At 67.4% G+C, this 16,648-nt stretch carries 15 protein-coding genes and 2 pseudogenes; 4 read left to right on the top strand and 13 right to left on the bottom strand.

The annotated features are described in order from the left end of the window. Positions 1-17: 17 nt before the first annotated feature. From J4N02_RS14885 to J4N02_RS14895, 3 genes are read right to left on the bottom strand one after another with little or no spacing between them, the layout of a single operon-like run. Entirely contained in the window at positions 18-1,088 is a 1,071-nt protein-coding gene (locus J4N02_RS14885; protein WP_188334571.1) for a hypothetical protein, read from the bottom strand. After that, positions 1,085-1,282 (bottom strand): hypothetical protein, encoded by a 198-nt coding sequence (locus tag J4N02_RS14890; RefSeq protein WP_188334572.1) that lies wholly within the window; start codon positions 1,280-1,282, stop codon positions 1,085-1,087. Before J4N02_RS14890 ends, J4N02_RS14885 begins: the two co-directional genes overlap by 4 nt. A gap of 53 nt (positions 1,283-1,335) precedes the next feature. Further along, entirely contained in the window at positions 1,336-2,127 is a 792-nt protein-coding gene (locus J4N02_RS14895; protein ID WP_188334573.1) for a hypothetical protein, read from the bottom strand. Positions 2,128-3,062: 935 nt separating this feature from the next. On the opposite strand from J4N02_RS14895, the gene J4N02_RS14900 reads away from it, so the two are divergent. Further along, positions 3,063-3,761 (top strand): hypothetical protein, encoded by a 699-nt coding sequence (locus J4N02_RS14900; protein ID WP_188334574.1) that lies wholly within the window; start codon positions 3,063-3,065, stop codon positions 3,759-3,761. 262 nt (positions 3,762-4,023) lie between these two features. On the opposite strand, the gene J4N02_RS14905 is transcribed toward J4N02_RS14900, so the two are convergent. The 10 genes and pseudogenes from J4N02_RS14905 to J4N02_RS14945 form a co-directional block, all read right to left on the bottom strand. After that, a complete protein-coding gene (locus J4N02_RS14905; RefSeq protein WP_188334575.1) occupies positions 4,024-4,524 on the bottom strand; it encodes a hypothetical protein in 501 nt (166 codons plus the stop codon). 33 nt (positions 4,525-4,557) lie between these two features. Continuing rightward, complete coding sequence (locus J4N02_RS14910; RefSeq protein ID WP_188334576.1) at positions 4,558-5,493, bottom strand: hypothetical protein; 936 nt, start codon at positions 5,491-5,493, stop codon at positions 4,558-4,560. A 239-nt stretch (positions 5,494-5,732) separates the two neighbouring features. Further along, positions 5,733-9,014 (bottom strand): LysM peptidoglycan-binding domain-containing protein, encoded by a 3,282-nt coding sequence (locus tag J4N02_RS14915; RefSeq protein ID WP_188334577.1) that lies wholly within the window; start codon positions 9,012-9,014, stop codon positions 5,733-5,735. A 265-nt stretch (positions 9,015-9,279) separates the two neighbouring features. Then, positions 9,280-9,432, bottom strand: a pseudogene (locus J4N02_RS17475) (TadE/TadG family type IV pilus assembly protein); the annotation flags it as partial. A gap of 97 nt (positions 9,433-9,529) precedes the next feature. Further along, the gene (locus J4N02_RS17480; RefSeq protein WP_375539372.1) at positions 9,530-9,910 is read right to left on the bottom strand and encodes a TadE/TadG family type IV pilus assembly protein; all 381 of its coding nucleotides are present in this window, start codon (positions 9,908-9,910) and stop codon (positions 9,530-9,532) included. After that, complete coding sequence (locus J4N02_RS14925; RefSeq protein WP_188334578.1) at positions 9,907-10,305, bottom strand: TadE family protein; 399 nt, start codon at positions 10,303-10,305, stop codon at positions 9,907-9,909. The genes J4N02_RS17480 and J4N02_RS14925 overlap by 4 nt, the downstream gene beginning before the upstream one ends. A gap of 15 nt (positions 10,306-10,320) precedes the next feature. Continuing rightward, a complete protein-coding gene (locus tag J4N02_RS14930; protein WP_188334579.1) occupies positions 10,321-10,512 on the bottom strand; it encodes a hypothetical protein in 192 nt (63 codons plus the stop codon). Positions 10,513-10,571: 59 nt separating this feature from the next. Next, positions 10,572-11,465 carry a type II secretion system F family protein gene (locus J4N02_RS14935; RefSeq protein ID WP_188334580.1) on the bottom strand — a complete coding sequence of 298 codons (894 nt, stop codon included), beginning with the start codon at positions 11,463-11,465 and terminating at the stop codon, positions 10,572-10,574. Then, entirely contained in the window at positions 11,462-11,623 is a 162-nt protein-coding gene (locus J4N02_RS14940) for a hypothetical protein (RefSeq protein WP_188334581.1), read from the bottom strand. The genes J4N02_RS14935 and J4N02_RS14940 overlap by 4 nt, the downstream gene beginning before the upstream one ends. Positions 11,624-11,751: 128 nt before the next feature. Continuing rightward, complete coding sequence (locus tag J4N02_RS14945; RefSeq protein ID WP_208091004.1) at positions 11,752-13,386, bottom strand: IS1634 family transposase; 1,635 nt, start codon at positions 13,384-13,386, stop codon at positions 11,752-11,754. A gap of 307 nt (positions 13,387-13,693) precedes the next feature. Here J4N02_RS14945 and J4N02_RS14950 point away from each other — a divergent pair, with 307 nt between their 5' ends. The 3 genes and pseudogenes from J4N02_RS14950 to J4N02_RS14960 all read left to right on the top strand — a co-directional run. Further along, positions 13,694-14,197 carry a hypothetical protein gene (locus tag J4N02_RS14950; protein ID WP_188334842.1) on the top strand — a complete coding sequence of 168 codons (504 nt, stop codon included), beginning with the start codon at positions 13,694-13,696 and terminating at the stop codon, positions 14,195-14,197. 14 nt (positions 14,198-14,211) lie between these two features. Continuing rightward, entirely contained in the window at positions 14,212-14,898 is a 687-nt protein-coding gene (locus J4N02_RS17485; RefSeq protein ID WP_188334841.1) for a bifunctional 2-polyprenyl-6-hydroxyphenol methylase/3-demethylubiquinol 3-O-methyltransferase UbiG, read from the top strand. A gap of 936 nt (positions 14,899-15,834) precedes the next feature. Next, a pseudogene (locus J4N02_RS14960) lies at positions 15,835-16,590 on the top strand (IS21 family transposase); the annotation flags it as partial. Between the last annotated feature and the right edge of the window lie 58 nt (positions 16,591-16,648).

The raw sequence follows: 16,648 nt of genomic DNA on the forward strand, positions 1-16,648 counted from the left end.
CCTCCGCCAGAGGGCCATCACAGGGCCGCCACTTCGGCGACCTCTGCCGCCTCGGCGCTGCTGACAGCACCGCCGCCCGTCGACCCAGCCCCGGCAATCGGCGCGGACGGCGGCCGCGCCGCTGGCAGCGAGCCAGCAGCGCTGGGGCGTTGGAGGGCGGCGTCCGGGGGTGGGCCTCCCCAGCCGCCGCCGTCGAGGCCGTTGGTGGCGTTGTCGACGGTGGGATCGTCGGGGTTGGTGGGATCGTCCGGCGCACCGTCTCCACCGCCGTTGCCCTGCTGGCCGGAGGCGGCGCGGACGCCGCGGCGTGAGTAGTCGGGCGGGAAGTTGTTGTGACCGACCCCCATCTGGTTGGTCTGATCGGCGCCCATGGCCGCGGCGGTTCCGCCCACGGCGGCCATGACGCCGATACCGGTCGAGAACGCATGACCGACGTCGAGCGGAAAGTCGGCCAGGTGCACGAGCGCGGGTATCCCGGCCGCAGCGACCTTGACCGGACGCGGCCAGCGTTTGATCGTGGGCCCCACGACCACCCCGAACGCGTCCCGGCCGAGGAGTTCGACGCAGGACTCCAGGCGGCGGACCCCGGGCACGGTGGCATTCGTGACGAGGACGATGTCGTCGAGCATGCGCAGCACTGACCCCAGCCACCCGGTGCCCGGGCCTGACACGGTCGTCCAGTTGGTGTCCACGAACGTCCACTCGACCGCTGACTCGGTCGGAAGCGGCACGGTCGCGTCGCCGGTGATGGGGCGCTCCAGGAGGACGTCGCCACGGCTTCCGCGCCGCCAGGGGCCCTCGGTCCCGAGTTCGGCGTTGGCTGCGGCAGAGAAGCCGGACGCCATCGGAGGGCAGCACTCCACCACTCGCGCCGGCATCGCGGCTGCGGTGGCCAGCGCGAGCGCCACCGTGGACGCCCCCACTCCGCCGGCGCAGCCGACGACGGCGACCACCCGCTCACCGGGCGCCGGCGTCCACACGGTCGCAGCGCTCCGGGCGGTGGGCGCGGACCGGGGCCCGGGGGCGAACTCGCCCGCCTCGATCGCGCGCCAGGCCTCTCGCAGTTCGGCAACGCTGTGCGCGGTCACGACGGGTCACCGCCCCGAGGCCGCCGATCCAGCAGTCCGGACAAGAGCATGGCCGGGGGCACCTTGGCCAGCTCTCGTCTGGCCTTCTGCACGTCGCGGAGCCTGCCCAGACAGCCGTCCAGGTCGTCCAGGGTCTCTGGCTCCATGGCCGCGATCTTCAACAGGGCGGCCACGTCGGCCGGGGTGCTGGTCATCTCGGCATCACCTCCGCCATCCCTAACGGGCCGCGCCTGTCATCGGTGGACAGTCAGCCGACGGCGTTCAGGTACTCGCCGGCGGCTCCGCTGAGGGCCGCCACGCAGCGAGCGGTGCGACGCCGCACGGTCCGGGCGCACACGCCCCACTCCTGGGCCACGACGGCGCTGAGCTGACGGCTCGAGAGGCCGGCCACTCCGCCCTCGCGGGCATGGCCATCGGCCTGGAGGGTCTTGGCGCCCTCGACCAGACTGATCAGCAGTTCCCGGTCCTCGTCGGTGATGACGTCCTCGGCGCACGCCCAGGCGAGCAACTCGGCCAACTCGGCTGCCGGGTCGTCGGCCTCGACGAGGCGATCGTCGGCCGGGTCGACGGGGCCCAGCGAGACCATCGACAGCCGGTGCGGCATGTGGTGCGTGGGCGCCCCGCAGTCCAGTAGCACCCCTTCACGCAGCTGACCGGCGACCTTCGCGGCCACCCAGTGCGGACGCCGCCACGGCAGCCCGCGGACCTCGACCCACAACTGCGCGGCCAGCACCTCGTCCACCCGATCTTCGGTCAGTCCCAAGCGTCGGCGGACGCGCAGGGCGGTCGGGAGGAGGAGCCACGCGAGCACCAGCGCTGCGTCCCTGTCGTCGGCGCCGTCGAAGGCCGCCAGCCGGGCCAGGCCGAGCAGGACGTCGTTGGCGACCGCGGGATCGGCCGCTCGCCTCCAGGCGTCCAGCCGACCCGGGTCATCGACGACCCCCAACCGGGGCTCGAAGGCGACCCATCCTGCCCAGTGTTCCGTGGCGACGGACGCCATCCGCTCGTCCTGCAAGCCCAACATCTCGGTGATGTTCATTGCCGTGGTCCTTCCGCGTGGGTACGCGGGAAGACCACCAATCGGACGTTGTCACTCTTGTAGTCGTCCGTGGCTCGCGGACGCAGCGGCTCGGGCTTCATGTCTAGGTCGGCGTCAACTTCCGTAGTCAAGCGCGCGTTGCCCCACGTAACTCCAGCGAGACATCACATCTCCGGGCTCGACCTAGTCCTCGCGTGGAAATGCGGGACGGGCTCCCGGAGGCGTCGCGAATGGGCAGCCCGTTGGCGTGCCACGCCAAGAACGAAAGAGCAGCTCCGCGCGCCACGTCCGGCGCACCCGCAGGATCGCTGCAGGCTGGCCATGTCGCTGCTGACCGACCGCATCGGTTCGTCGCCCGCGGGTCGGGTCGGGGTAGCCCGACCCTCGACGCAGCGACAGGCCCGGTTGTGCGATCTGTCGGGGCTTGCGAAGATGGGGGGTGGCGTGCCTCACCGCACGCCACCCCGGTGCCTACAAGGGCTCCAGCGTGATTGAGACTGACCCTCGCGTCCAGCTCACAGTCAGTCGAAATCCTCGCCGCATCGGCACCACCTCCTTCGGGGTTTGGGAGTCCCGCACCGTCCTTCGGTGCCGGGCTTCCAACACCTCCACTCTGGCTCATGCTCCGCACTCGATCCAGCTGGAGACCAGCAGGGTGCGGGCGGACTAAGATGTCGGTGCCCGGCGGGGAGACCGCATGGGAATCAGCGGACATGGAGCCACCTTGCTAGCAAGGAGACCCAGGCAATCCTGGCGGAGTCACTAGTAGGACATCATGGACCCCGTGGATGTCATGGACACCCTGGATGGCTGCCGACCCCGCCGAGAACGTGAACGGCTTGGGGAGAGGAGCACGAAGGGTGCCTCAAGAGTTGCCGGCGGAGCCTCTGCGCAGACTCCGCGTGCTGGTCGATCGGTCGCGAAGGAAGACGTCTGTGCGTTTTCAGGTCGGCTTCGTGCGGGCTGAAGCCGATGGGGTGGCCCCCCCGCTCGCTGAGCTCGTCAGAGCCGGCGAAGTCCGACTCAAGCTGCACCTTGTCTTGGCGATGATGGCGACGAAGTCGCCCTTCGAGCTCGACGACCCTCCGGCTGCCCACTGGTTCGCTGGGCTGCTCGACTTGCCGGATCCCGACATCAACGGTGCCCGCAGAGTCAACGAAGCGATGACCTGGCTTCACGAGAATGGATTCATCGTCCGGACGCGGCGGAAGGGCAAACCGCCGCATATCCGCGTGACACATCACGGCTCAGTCTCGGCCGCCGGAGGGCGCTACGTTCAAGCGCCGATCAGCCTGTGGCAGGAGGGGTTCCTCCTCGCCCTGTCCGGGCGCGCACTGGCCCTCTACTTGATCCTCAGAGAGGCTTCCGGCGGCAGCAAGACTCATTCAGCTACCCTTTCCGGCGGCCGCAAAGCCCAATATGGACTGTCCGAGGACACCTGGGGCAGAGCGGCAGGTGAGCTGGAGAGGGCCGGACTACTGCAGGTTGAGGAAGTCTTCGCCCGAGCCTCATCGAAGGATGAGTACGGCCCGAAGCGCAGGAGGCGCCGCTACACATTGGTCTCACCGGAGGTCCTGGCTCTCGGGCCGGTTGCTCTACGCATGATCAACTCAAGTGACGGTCCAAGCCGCTGACCCACCGGGGTATCCAGTTGGGGCATGTGACTCGCAGAGGCTGCGGGATGGGTGTGATGGCGCTTCCGGGCCGGTGAGGTGACGGCCGGCAGGGCTCGCCGGGTAGCTTGCCCCTGGTTTTGGGGGACTGTGCCCGGGCCCGAGGCTCGCATCGCTTGGACATTCCTCAGGCAGCCACGACCGATGCAGCGCAAGGTGATGTCGACCGCGCCGCCCACGGGGGCTCTGGTCGCACGCACCCAATCCCCGCTTGGATCGGGCTTCAACTACGCCGCAAGGTCGAGAGTTCGTCACTGTGGACCACCGACGCTTCGACGTCCTGCTGCTGAAGGACGAATCCCAGCCACAGCAGCGACCGAGCAGTCGCCGCGCTTGCGGCGCCCAGAGCACCAGCTGCGATCAGCGCGACTGCCGGCACCCAGACTCCCAAGGCGTTCAGTGGTAGCGCCAAGAGGCACGCCACCGCGCTGGCAACGGAGACAGCTATGCTCGCGAGCCAGCCCCGCCGGATCTGCTGGCCGTGGCGTCGCCGCAGAACAACAAGCCGATGCGCGGACGCGCCGTACAGGGCCGTACAGGCGAACGTGATGATTGCAGCAAGAATGCCGATAATGGTCGCCTCGAGCCCGAGGAGTGCCTGCCAGTCAACCTTGCTCGCTGCTGGTTGCGACCCCAGCCACCACCCAAAGGAGGCACTTGCTGCCAAGAGGGGAAGGTCGGCAGCCGGACGCGCCACCCACCACCACACGATCGAGCGGTTCACTACAAGGTCACCTCCCCTGGATGCTTGAACGACCTACTCCCCGCGAGCCGGATCCGTCAGGCCCTGGATCACATTCTGGTTGGCCCGGCAGACATTTCCGAGCGCAAGAAGCACGGCATCCTCGAGAGTGGACCCCGACACCTCTCCCTCCGGCAGAGGGATGGAGGCCGTCAGCCTGTGTTCAATCAGGTTGAACATCGCTGTTCCGTACTCGTCGTCGACATCTACCGTCAGCCTCTTCGAGTTCTCCAGGATCTCCTTCGACCCCATCAGGATTTGCTTCAAGCGCGCCAATGCGTCTGGGCGATCGCTCGGCCGCTCCACGGTCACCTTCAGTGTCACCCTGATCGGCCCGCCGACGGATGACGCCATACGCGCCAGCGTCTGATCCAACGACTCGACCGAGCCGTCGTCTAGAGGGAGCTGGTCGAGCCCCGCGGGCTGAACCGAAGTCCTCAAGCTGACCGTCTTGAACGCCTTGCGCGACTTCGCCTGGGCCAACTGCCCCGGCTGCGTGATCGGCTCCAGAACCCATGAGGCGCCAATCTCGAGAGGATCCATCGCGTTCAGCAGCCTCTCGACTGTGGTCTTCGAGGGGACCTCGCCCGCACCGCCCACCATCGCGACCGCATTGCAGCCCTGCACGAATTCGACGTAAGTCACGCGAGTGAAGAAGTCGTCGGCGCTCTCGGGCTCAACAGGGGAGAAGGTAGCTGTTGTCCACGAACCCTTCTGGAGACCCGTCGCACCCTTTAGGATCCGCCCGAGCGACACTTGCCTGTCGCTGTTGGCCACCCCCGCAGCGACGATGTCCACCCCGGACGGAAGGGTGAGCGTCCGCGCCTTCGGGTCGACCTTGAGGTGGGCATCCAACCGCGCAGCCCAGTCCAGCGCCGCAACCCGGTCCTTGCCCCCTGCCCGGAACAGCCTGATCTCAAAGAAGTGCACAAGCTTCGTCGGCTCGGCCACCCTGTCTCCCCCTCACTTGTATCAGCCTGCCCGTCTCAGCCATCGTCCATGTCCGACACGTTGCACGGCGCCGCTAGCGCTCATGCATCTCTCGTTGCCAGTGGCTGTCAAGGGCCTCCTCCCCTCACACGTCTACCGTGCCGCCTCGAGAGCACGCGAGCTCCTGAACCAAGGAATGTGGTCCCCAGCCATGATCGCACCCGACTCTCGTCAATGAGGCCGCAGACTCGCTGGCGTGATCATGCTACGCGGCCCTTCTTCAGCCACGCTGGGCGGGAAACCAGATCAGTAGTGCGGGCAGGCAGGTCGTCGGGCGCCTCGCCATTCTCCGTGCGGTTGGACACGTCGTCGCGCAGTATGCGTTCTGCCGCTTGACGGTCGCCTTCGGCTGAAAGGACGGCTGCGAGGTCGAGGCGGGGCGTGTCCTCGTAGGGTGCGGCGAGCAGCCCAGTGTCGGTGGCGGTTCGGGCCAACTCCAGATCGCCGGAGTGCAACGCCGCGATGGTGACCGTGTGAGCCACGTCCACCACAGCGCACACCATGTGCTGATCGATGCGGACACCGTCGGCCAGCCACGCCCAGCCACGCCCTCGTTGGCCCGTGAAGGGCTCTCCCGCGACCAACCCCAACGCTGCTTGCAGGTCGACGAGGCCCTCGGGGCCGCGGGCCTGGCCGCGCGCGCGAAGCCGACGGAAGAGGTCGATGTCGGCCAAGACGCCGACAAGCTGGTAGATGCCCATGCCTCGGGCGATGCCGGCCGGGGACTTCGTGGCGTCGGGCAGGTAGTTGCCGCCGGTCGTGGGGTCGACGCCGAGCCAGCTTCGAACCTTGGACAGGTGGACCCTCATCTGGGTGGCGTCGGAGCCGAACGCATCGACGACCTGGTCGATCGTGACGCCTTGGGGATGCAGCACCAGGAACGCCAGGAGTTCGGTGTAGAACGCCTTGCGCTTCGCGACCGCGGTGGGCTTGCCCGTGCTACCGGTGCGCGCCTGGATGGGACCAAGGAGCCGCAGGTGCGGTCGGGTGCCCGCAGCCCAGGCCGCCAGGTCGGCGTCCAGACCGGGGTCGGCGCCCACGACAGCTGCCCGGACCTTGTCGGGCACGTGCGGAGCGAGTTGCTGCAGGTCGTCTGTGGTGGTCGCTGCCACGTCGAGTACCTCGGCGTCCGGGGCCGGAACCACCGTCGCACCCGGCTCGGACTCGGGGTGTGTGCCTCGGGGCAGCACGAGTTCATCACGGATCGCTCCGGCGGCGTCCACGTACTCACGCCATCCGTCGTCGCCGTCTCTCGGCATTTCGACGTCATCGAGCAGGTCGGCGTGGGCCAGGAGCAGCGCGCAGCCCTTGGCTTCGGCGGGTGTGAGTCCGTTGGCGATCAGGTCGAGGCCGAGCGACGGGATGATCACCCGACCCTGGCCGGTCAGTCGGACGCCGAGGCCACGGACGGGCTCGGTGTCGGCGACCATGACGACAGCGGTGCCGGTCCGCGTGGGATGCTCCCCGACGAGTGCGAGCAGCTGATCGAGCGGGGTGCTCGACAACACCCCGTTGACCAGGACGAGCCAGCTGTCCCACACGTCGCCGCCCAGGTCGTCGACGCGGCCGGCGGCTGCGGTCACGTCATGGTCGGCGCACTTGTCGACGGTCGCCCCGGCCGCTGCGATCGCCGCGTCCAGTGCGGCGGGGTCTTCGAGACGGTGGTGGCGGATGCGCGCCGGGTCGAGCGGTTCGGCCTCCTTGGCGATCCCGATGCAGTCGAGCTGGACCTGGCGTGCCCACGGGTTGACGGCGATCTCGGCAGCCACGTAGCGGGCGAAGTCGGCGGCGTAGGTGGGGTCCCCGGTGAGGCTGATCGTGCCGAGCTGTTCGAGGTTGACCAGCCAGGTGGCGCCGTCGTCGTCGAGTCCAACCGAGACTAGCTGCGGGTAGGCAGATCGAGCGGTCGACTCATGTTCGTGCGCACCGGTGGCCAGCAGCCATCGACGGTCATCATTACCGTCCGGGCGCCACGGATGCGCCAGCGTGTTGGGCTCGACCAGCTGCACGGCCACCTCGCCCGGCAGGAGCTGGACAGCCAGGAGCTGCGGTGGGGCGAGACGGTCCTCGCCGGAGACGGCGAGCAGCCTGAGCGCGTGGTCGATGGCGAGCAGGGTGGGCGTCGCGGCCTGCCCCTCGGTCATCACGGTCTTCTCCACCGGAACGAGTTCAGGCCGCGGCGCCTGGATTGTCCGCCCCGGCCGCCTGGCACGGAATTGGGCCCGCCGGCGCTGGCGCAGCCCGGCCAGCAGCCCAGCGGCGAGGACGCCGCCGGCACCGGTGAGCCCGACCAACAACCAGGGGGGCGGCGCCTCGGCGTCCCGGTCGGACGCCTCGCCCGCGGGCTTCTCGTCGTGGCTCACGTCCGTGGCCACGGTCGCCGAGGCAGACGGGGCGGGCGTTGCCGGGGCGCTCGACGGGACGACGGGAACAGCGCCGGCCGATCCGGGAGTTGCAGGCGACGTCTCGGCCGCCGGCGTGGGCGTGGCCGTTGCGGAGGGGACGGCGCTCGCCGGCGTGGGCAGGGAGGTCTGCGGTGTCGACTCGCTCTGTTCGGGAGCCGGGGAGGTGGGCAGGTCGGGCGTCGCCTCCGAGGCGGCCGGGATGAGTACGTGCCAGCCGGGGAGGATGAGGTCCGGGTCGGTCAGGCGACGGCCGTCCGGCTGCGGAATCCCCCGAGAGGCCTCGAAGATCCGAGGCCAGGCGTCGGCGTCGTCGAGGTGCTCCTGGGCGATCTCGCTCAGCGTGTCCCCCTTGACCACGGTGTAGCGGGAGTGATCGTGGTCGTTCGATGCCGTGGCCTGCACGCCGTCGGCCCGCGAGCCCGCGGGCAAGGTGAGCACCCAGCCCGGCCTGAGGAACTGCGCCTTCCCCCGCAGGAGCTCGTGGTTGAGCTTCAGGATCTCGGGGTAGCGGCACCCCGACCCCAGGTGGTGCTCGGCGATCGACCACAGGGTCTCACCACGCTTGACCGTGTGGGTGACGGGCGAGGCGGCGTCCACCGAGAGCGCCACGGCGCTCGGCGTGGGCCGGGCGGGCTTCGACGGCTGGGATGCGGCCGTTACCGTCGGCGAGGCCACCGGGTTCGGGCTGTCCGGAACCGCGGACGCAGTCTCGATCCCCGCCCCAGGCACCGTGATGAACAACAGCAGGGCTGCGGCTACGAGCCGGCGGGCCGGCACCTGGGACCACCGGAGCCCGGGCAGCCTGGGTGCCTCCAGGCCTCGGAGCGCCGCGACGGCTTCCGTGATGATCGTGGTCGCCAGCAGACCCCAGACGATCCACGCGGCGACCTTGAGGACCAGGATGGTCAGGTGGCCGTCATCCGGCGTGGTGAGCGCCGCCCACCAGCCGTCCAGGCCGGAGGGCGTCGGCCCCCGTCCGAGGGCCAGCAGCACGGCCGGCAGCCCCACGAGCAGGGCCAGCAGCGCGACGGAGGCGGCGAAACCGACCAGACGAGGGTGACGAGGTCGTTGGTTCATCGGGGGCTCCGTTCACGACGCGCGACAGCAGGATGGTGGCGTCGCCGCTGACCGTCTTGGGGCCGATGCCTGCGGTTCCGAGGAACTTCGGCTGGTAGACGATCGTGACGTGCATCGACAGGGTGGTCGGTCCGGTGATACTCACGCTGCCGTCGACGCAGGCGGCGTGGAGGTAGGCGGCTGCGGCCGTCCGCGCGGCGGCGGTGTCGATCTGCGGGGACTGGCCGCGCATGATCTGGCTGGCCTGAACCTGGTTCGCCGCCGTCCGTCCCGCCTGCTGGGCGAGGTCGTGCGCGCGCTGTTGGGCGTTGACCTGTCCGGTGAGGTCGACGGTGATGCCGATCACGAGGGTGAGGATCAGGGCGATCAGCACGCCCCACACCGTGACCGAGCCTCGCTCATCGTGACGACGCATCATCGCCCCCTGAACACATCAAGCGGACTGGTGACCGTAGCGCTGACGACCCGGTCCGGCAGGCCGGGCAAGGCCAGCTCTGACAACTCCACCGTGCAACTCACCGAGGCCGCGACACTGGCGGCCGTGCCCACCGGCCTGGAGAACCCGGAGGTGTCGAGGGTGACGGTGACCGAGGCGCACACGTCAGTCCCTGGTTGGCGAGGGTGGCGCGCGCTGCCGCCACGGCTGTGGTCTGCGCGGCACCCGCGGTGCGGGCGATGGACGCCGCGCGTGCGGCGTCCGCGGCTGCCTGCTGGACGCTCCCGTGGGCGATGGCCACCCGCCCGCCGGCCACCGCGAACAACAGCAGGAGCATCAGGCCCGGCACCAACAACACCAGTTCGATCGCCGCCGAGCCGCGCTCATCGGTGCTGCTCCAACCCCGAGCCGTGGGCATCCCGAGCCTGGAGCGTCGGGATTCGTGAACTGGGTGCTTCATCGCGTGTACCTCTCGACCGGCAGGGTGGCCGACTGGGACACGGTCACGTCCATGAACGGCACGAGCCGGACGCTGTGGCCGGTCACCGTCACGGTCGTGCTGGTCGCCGTCCTGTCGCCGGTGACGGTCACGCCGGTCAGCGTCGTCCCTCCCACGTCGGCGGCGAAGGACCTTGCGCTCGACAACCCCGCCTCGAGGGAGGAGTTGAGCATCGCCGACGTACGGGCGCCCGACTGGGCGGACGCCAGGGCGATCGACCGGGCGTGGAACCACGTGCCGGCCTGGACGGCCAGGAACAGCACGGTGAGCACGATCGGGAGCGCGATCACCATCTCGATCGATGACGAGCCGCGCTCCCCTCGCTTCGCCGACTGCTTGGTCCTGGACCGTCGCATGGTCGTCGCCGCCTGCTATCCGATCTCGTTGGCCTTGCCAACGACGTATGCCTGGATGATCGCGGCGACGATCCCCACGATCGCGATCGCGAAGATCGCCCAGAGCACGTTCTGGATGGTCTCCGACATGCCGTCCTCGGCGAGCATCCGCTTGCGCTGCTTGGCGAGCCACGACTCGAGGTCGCGGCGCATGAGCTGGCTCTCCACGTACAGGTTGAGCCATCATGGTGGGGTTTCCTCTCCTGAAGGGGTTCTTCCTTTGGGGGTCAGGTGTTGCTCATCAGGGTCATCAGGGATGGCCCCAGCAGGATGGCGATGAAGACGATCGCCAGCATGGTCGCAGGGATGGTGAGCCGCTCGGAGGCGGCGTTCGCCCGGGCCTGTTCGTCGGTCAGGAGCGCCACTCGCAGCGCTCGGTTGTGTTCCCGGAGGGTCTGGTAGACGGGCATGGTCTGCTGCTCGGCCAGCGCCATGATGTTGGCCAGATCGTCGAGCTCGGGCAGGGCCAGTTCGTCACCCATCGCGCGGAGGACGTCCCACGGTGGGCGGCCGTCGACGCTGGACTGGGTGAAGCCCTCCGCCAGACGGTCGAAGACCCACTGGCCGCGGCCGACGCGCGCCGCGTTCTCCAGGGCCTGGCGGGGGCCGGAACCAGCGCGACGTTCGAGGGCCACCAGGTCGATGAAGCCGGTCAACACGTGGTTGAACTCGAGCCTGGCCGACTTCGCCTTGCCGTGGATGTCCAGGTTGGGCAGCAGGAACAGCCCGACAGCGCCCACCAGCGACGCGATCAACGGGACCTCGATCGGGAACCGCAACCCGAACACGTTGAACAGCGTCGACAGCAGCGGCGGTGCGACCAGCCCGATGGCAGCGAGAATCAACTTCTCGCCGTAGAAGCTGGCCTCCGTCCGGCGCAGCAGCGCCAGCTCCTTGACCGGCGTCATCCACACCCACCTCGGCACCCAACGCGCGACCCACGCACCCACCCGATCCTGGGCGTCCACGCCGCCCAGGAGGGCCGGAGCTGTCGGCACGCCGGTCAGCCGGTCCAGCGCGGGACCGAGCGCCGGCACGGTCGGAGCGAGCCACCACACTGCGCACAGGACGCTGGTGGCGAGCATCAGGCCTGTGAGGGCGGCGAGCTGCAGGCCGGTCATGACGGGTCTCCGGACGCCAACAGTCGGGGCAGCGGCTTGACCCGGGCCATCCGTCGCATAACCACGAGACCGACGACGTAGAGCGAGAGGAGCACCGACAGGACGACCTGCCCCAGCGGCGAGCGGTACGGCTCCAGGTACTGGCCGGTGGCGGCCATCCCCGCGGGACGGGAACCGGCCCAGGCCGGAGTCTTTGGCGTGTCGGATCCCGTAGTCAGAAGGCACTCTGGCTCATTTGCGGCACAAGTCGCCGCCCCCACCGTGAACCTGAGTTGGGTCAAGCGGCTTAGTGCCTTGAGCTGGCTTGTTTGAGGTCGTCAAGGACGGCCTGCTCGTCGTCGCCGAGGGCTGGTGGCAGGGTCTGGATAGCGCCGTTGGCCTGGATCGTTGCTGAACGCAGCGGACGGAGTTGGCGCAGGACTCGACGTAGCGACAGGCCGGTCCGGTCCTGGACGGTGCGGCCGATGGCTAGGGCGGTGAACACGATGGTCAGGTGCGCCTCGATGGAGTCGCGTCGTCTGGCGAACAGTGGGCGGGCCCTCAGGTCACTCTTGGACATCCTGAAGGAGTGCTCCACGTGCCACAGGTCGGCATAGGAGCTGATCACCTCGGCAGCGGGCAGCACCGTGGCCGGGATGTTGGTGACCAGGCCTTTGAGTCCTGCCAACCGCCGGGCTCGGGCCAGCGCGGCTTCGTCCAGGACCAGTCCGTCGGTCTGTGTCTTGACGAACCTGGGCGTCCGGGCTGGTTTGTCCCCCTCGATCGCTGCCCGGGCCCGGTTCTCCTGGGCGGTGAGGGTCTTGTTGTCCCGGGCGAACCGCTTGGCCGAGTAGGACCACACCGCCCGCCACGAGTTGCGGTGCTGCTCGGGGTCCCAGACCGGCTCGCGACGCTTGGCGGTGTCGTTGTCGGTGTTCTTGCCGACCTTGGGGGTCAGGGTGTCGATGACCTGGCCGTCGGTGAACACATCCCCGTGCCAGCGGAAGTGGGAGGCCAGGTCGATCGGGGCCTTGGTGGTCTTGGACCCGAGAATGAAGGTGTGCCCGGCCTGATCCAGGGCCTTCAAATTGGCAGCCGACAGCATCCCGGCGTCAGCGACCACGACCAAGTCCTCGATCTCGTGCCGGGCGGCGAAGGCCTCGATGATCGGCACGATCGTGTGCGTCTCGGCCTTGTTGCCCTCCCAGCACCCGATCTCCAACGGGAAACCGTGCCGGTCGACCAGCAGACCGACGATGATCTGCGGGTCGACCCGGCGTTCCTTGGAGTAGCCGACCTTGCGCAGGGCATCTTCCTCAGCGGCTTCGAAGTGCAGCGTGGTCACGTCGTACAGGCACAACGACACATCCCCGCTGGCCCGGGCCTGCTCGAAGCACAGTTTGGCGACCTGGTCGCGGTAGGCCCCGTCCTGGCATCGGCCCAACGTGCGCTTGCGCGTCGACAGGCTGGCCGCGGTCCGACCCAGGTCTGCCAGCACCCGGTCCACGTCCAGCAGGCTGGTCGGCTCCACCACCCGCGCGATGACCAGGTCGCGGAACACCTCATCGTCCAGGACGTCGAAACCCAGGTCGGTGTACACCCCGGCCAACGCCTCATACAGCAACGCCGAGGACGTTCGCAGCACACGAGGCGCGGCCACCACCGGGCGCCGCACCGGGCCCTTGACCTGCTCCCCGAACAGCGTCTCGGCCGGGGCCGGCACCATCGCGGCCCAAGGAACTGGCAGCGACAGCCCCAGATCCAACTGCCCCTGGGCATCGTCCTGGAGCAGCTTGCTGGCCTGGGCCATCAGCAGCCCAAGCTCGGCCTCATCGTGCGCCGACCCCACGTGCCGCACGATGCGACGTCGACCACCCACCGACTCAGCGATCTGCACCGCGGTAGCCCCCGAGGCCGTCCGCACCCGCCGAATCCACGCCATGCCCCGATCCTAGAGTCCCGCTTAGTGCCTAAACGAAGCACCAAGCCACGGCATCACCGCAAGTCACGGCCCCTACCGATGCAAGAATCGCCGAACGGTGACCCAACTCAGGTGAACGATCGAGGTTAGGGGCACTTGATCAGCAGGGTCATCCCACAACCGTCATCGTCACCCTCGACCTTGTCGAAAGCAGCTGGACGCGTGTGGACTCGCTGAGGCGAACGCCACCGAGATCGAGACCAGAGGGCCTGGGCGTGATTTGGACGCATTGATCGTCTGAACCGAGGGCACCCGTATAATCACTCCCGTGACAGACCAGACACAGCGGGATCTTTCTTCAACCGCGACCGAGGCCCGAAAAGAAATGTACGATGCGCTACGTTTATTCCATACACATGTGCAGCAGACCGCCGCATTGATGCTTGGGGTTATCACAACAGTCTTCGCCGTATTTGGCTTTGCCCTGCAAAGAACGGACGGGCATCAGTCACAAAGCATTCATGTAATCAATCTTGGGGCGATCATTCTTCTGCTCATGGCCCCCGTCGCTGCCTTGAGCGTGAACATCATTGGCCGATACTACTATCTTTACGTGTCTGCGCTCTATTTTGCTGCGGTTACTGCGCGCAACACCACCGATCCAGAGCATCCGTGGCTCGCTGAAGTTCCCCTCGACGCCCATGAACGTGATGCTTGGATACGACGACGCACATTCGGCCGAGGCCACAGCCTATTTCTGTACAGCCTACTGCTCTGGCTCTTGGGCGGGGTCGGGCTAATTGGTTCAGCCATTTTGTTCTTCGGATTCTAAGAGGCGGTCATCCAGTGGCGGCAGAGTCGGCGCAGACCTACTGGGACGCCTTCTACTCTTCTAACCCTAGAGTTCAGACACTGAGATCTGAATCTCCATTCGCTCGGTGGACAAACGAACAACTCGGATCCGTAGATCGTGTCCTGGATTTTGGATGCGGCACCGGCCGAGACTCCATCTACTTCGCAAAAGCCGGCTACGCCGTAACCGGTTTCGATTTCTCTTCTGCAGCACTCCAAGTAGCGCGCCACGAGAGAGACGCTTCTGGCGTTTCGGCAAGCTTCGTTTTCCTAGACTTGCGCGACTCTGCAGCAGCGCTCTCGACTGTTCGGCATCTCGAAGCCCGCAACGAGAACTTGGCCTGTTATGCAAGATTTCTTCTACATGCAATCGGGGACACCGAACGAAGAGTCCTGTTCGCCATCGTTCGATCCCTCCTCGCGGGAGGCGGATCTCTATTCCTAGAATTTCGCACCCCGGCCGACGCAACGACTGGGCACGTATTCGGCGAGACTCACTTCCGGAATTACTTAGACCCAGAGACTGTATGCGAAGAACTCGAGGAATTGGGCGCGGAGATTTCAGTATGCCAACAAGGACGGGGTCTAGCGAGATTCAATGGTGAAGACCCTGCCGTTTGTAGGGTCGTTGCCTCCTGGAATGCTCCATCATCTTCCCAGCCCGGCACACTTCACCCATAAGTACCATCCCCAAGTCACCTTCAATGATAGTTTCAGCGCCTGCTTCAAGAGTCAAGGCGGGCGGATACCGCCCTCGACTCAAGAGGTCGAGCGACCGAGGCATCGTGTTCGGTTTGTAACCCGGTTGACTTTCTCGCGCGGACCCACCAAAGGGCTGTCGTCGGATATCGACGGCGATCCAGGACGGCACGCCCTCGGCCGGCATCGCGTCCAGTCGGCCATCAGCTCACCTCGCCCTCCCGGAGCACGCGGGCGGACCCCTCGGACGACCGAGGCATCGTGTTCGGTTTGTAACCCGGTTGACTTTCTCGCGCGGACCCACCAAAGGGCTGTCGTCGGACCCGACTTGCACACGTTTAGTGCCCTCCACGCGGGTCGATATCTCCGGCGAGTTCCGCTCACGTAGGGCCCGGCCACGTCAGCGGGCTCCTCACGCAGGTTGGCCTCGGTGACGTTGAGGTCCAAGAGGCCGGATGCCCGGTGCGACTCCAGCAGGGCCCACCTCAGGGTCTCAACGTGTCTCTGAAGGACGCCCTGGAGGCTGCTGGCAGCGCGTGTGGCCGAGACCCGGCGCTCCAAGGCGTCGTGAAGGGTCGTCACGCCTCAGGTTGATGGGGGCCACGGCTTAGAAGCGGTCATCATCTGCCGGGCCCTGATGGCGTTCAGCGGCCAACTCCAGCCCCGGATTAGTGCCCCGAAGTCGGCGGCCAAATCGCGTTGATAAGGCGCGATGACCCAGCGAATCCACAAAATTGGCCCGAGGTGTGCAAGTCAGTGAGTATTGGTGTCTCGGAGCACCACCGGTATTGCCGTTGAGCACCACTTGTTCGTGCGCGTGTTCTCGTCGTTGAGCGCCACCGAGTATTCGGCTTCAGCACCACCTTCTTAGGCTCCTTCTGCCGCGTGGCCAATCACGCGGCAGAAGGAGTAGTTCGGATGGTACGCAGGATCAAGGCGAAGCTGGTGTTGAGGCTTCGCGCGGAGGGGTTCTCGGCGCGGCAGATCGAGGCGCAGGGGATGTCGCGGCACTCGGTCATCGCGGTGTTCGACGCCGCCGACCGTGAGGGTATCGACTATCGCGAGGTCGCCGATGTCGACGACGCGGAGGTGTATGCGCGATTGTTTCCGGGGCGGGGTGAGCACGAGAGTGTTCACGCGCAGCCGGACTGGGACCGGGTCCACAAGGAGCTCGCGAAGGTCGGGGTGACGCTGAAGCTGCTGCATGGCGAGTACGTCGACGCCTGCCGGGCGGACGGGTCGCCGGCGATGGGCTACGACAGGTTCTGTAAGACCTACCAGCAGCACGTCCTCGTGATCGGGGCGGCGTCGCGGGTCGGGCACAAGGCCGGGCAGTCGGTTGAGGTCGACTGGTCGGGCAAGACGATGCAGCTGACCGACCCTGTCACCGGGCAGCAGACGCGGGTCTGCTTGTTCGTCGCGACGTTGCCGTTCTCACGGTTCGCGTTCGTCGAGCCGACGCTGGACATGAAGCAGGACACCTGGCTGCGCGCCCACGTCGCGATGTTCGACTGGTTCGGCGGCTCCGTCCCGCGGATCATCCCGGACAACCTGAAGACCGGGGTGATCTCCCACCCGGCGGAGGGTGAGGTGGTCCTCAACGACGCGTATCGGGAGCTCGCGGCGCACTACTCGGCGGCGGTGCTGCCGGGACGGATCAAGAAGCCGAAGGACTATCCCGAGGATCTGGTTATCCCGAGTCGTGGCCGTTGCTGCTTGTCAACGGGGGCTG

Source organism: Propioniciclava sp. MC1595 (genome assembly GCF_017569205.1).
Taxonomy (GTDB): domain Bacteria; phylum Actinomycetota; class Actinomycetes; order Propionibacteriales; family Propionibacteriaceae; genus Propioniciclava.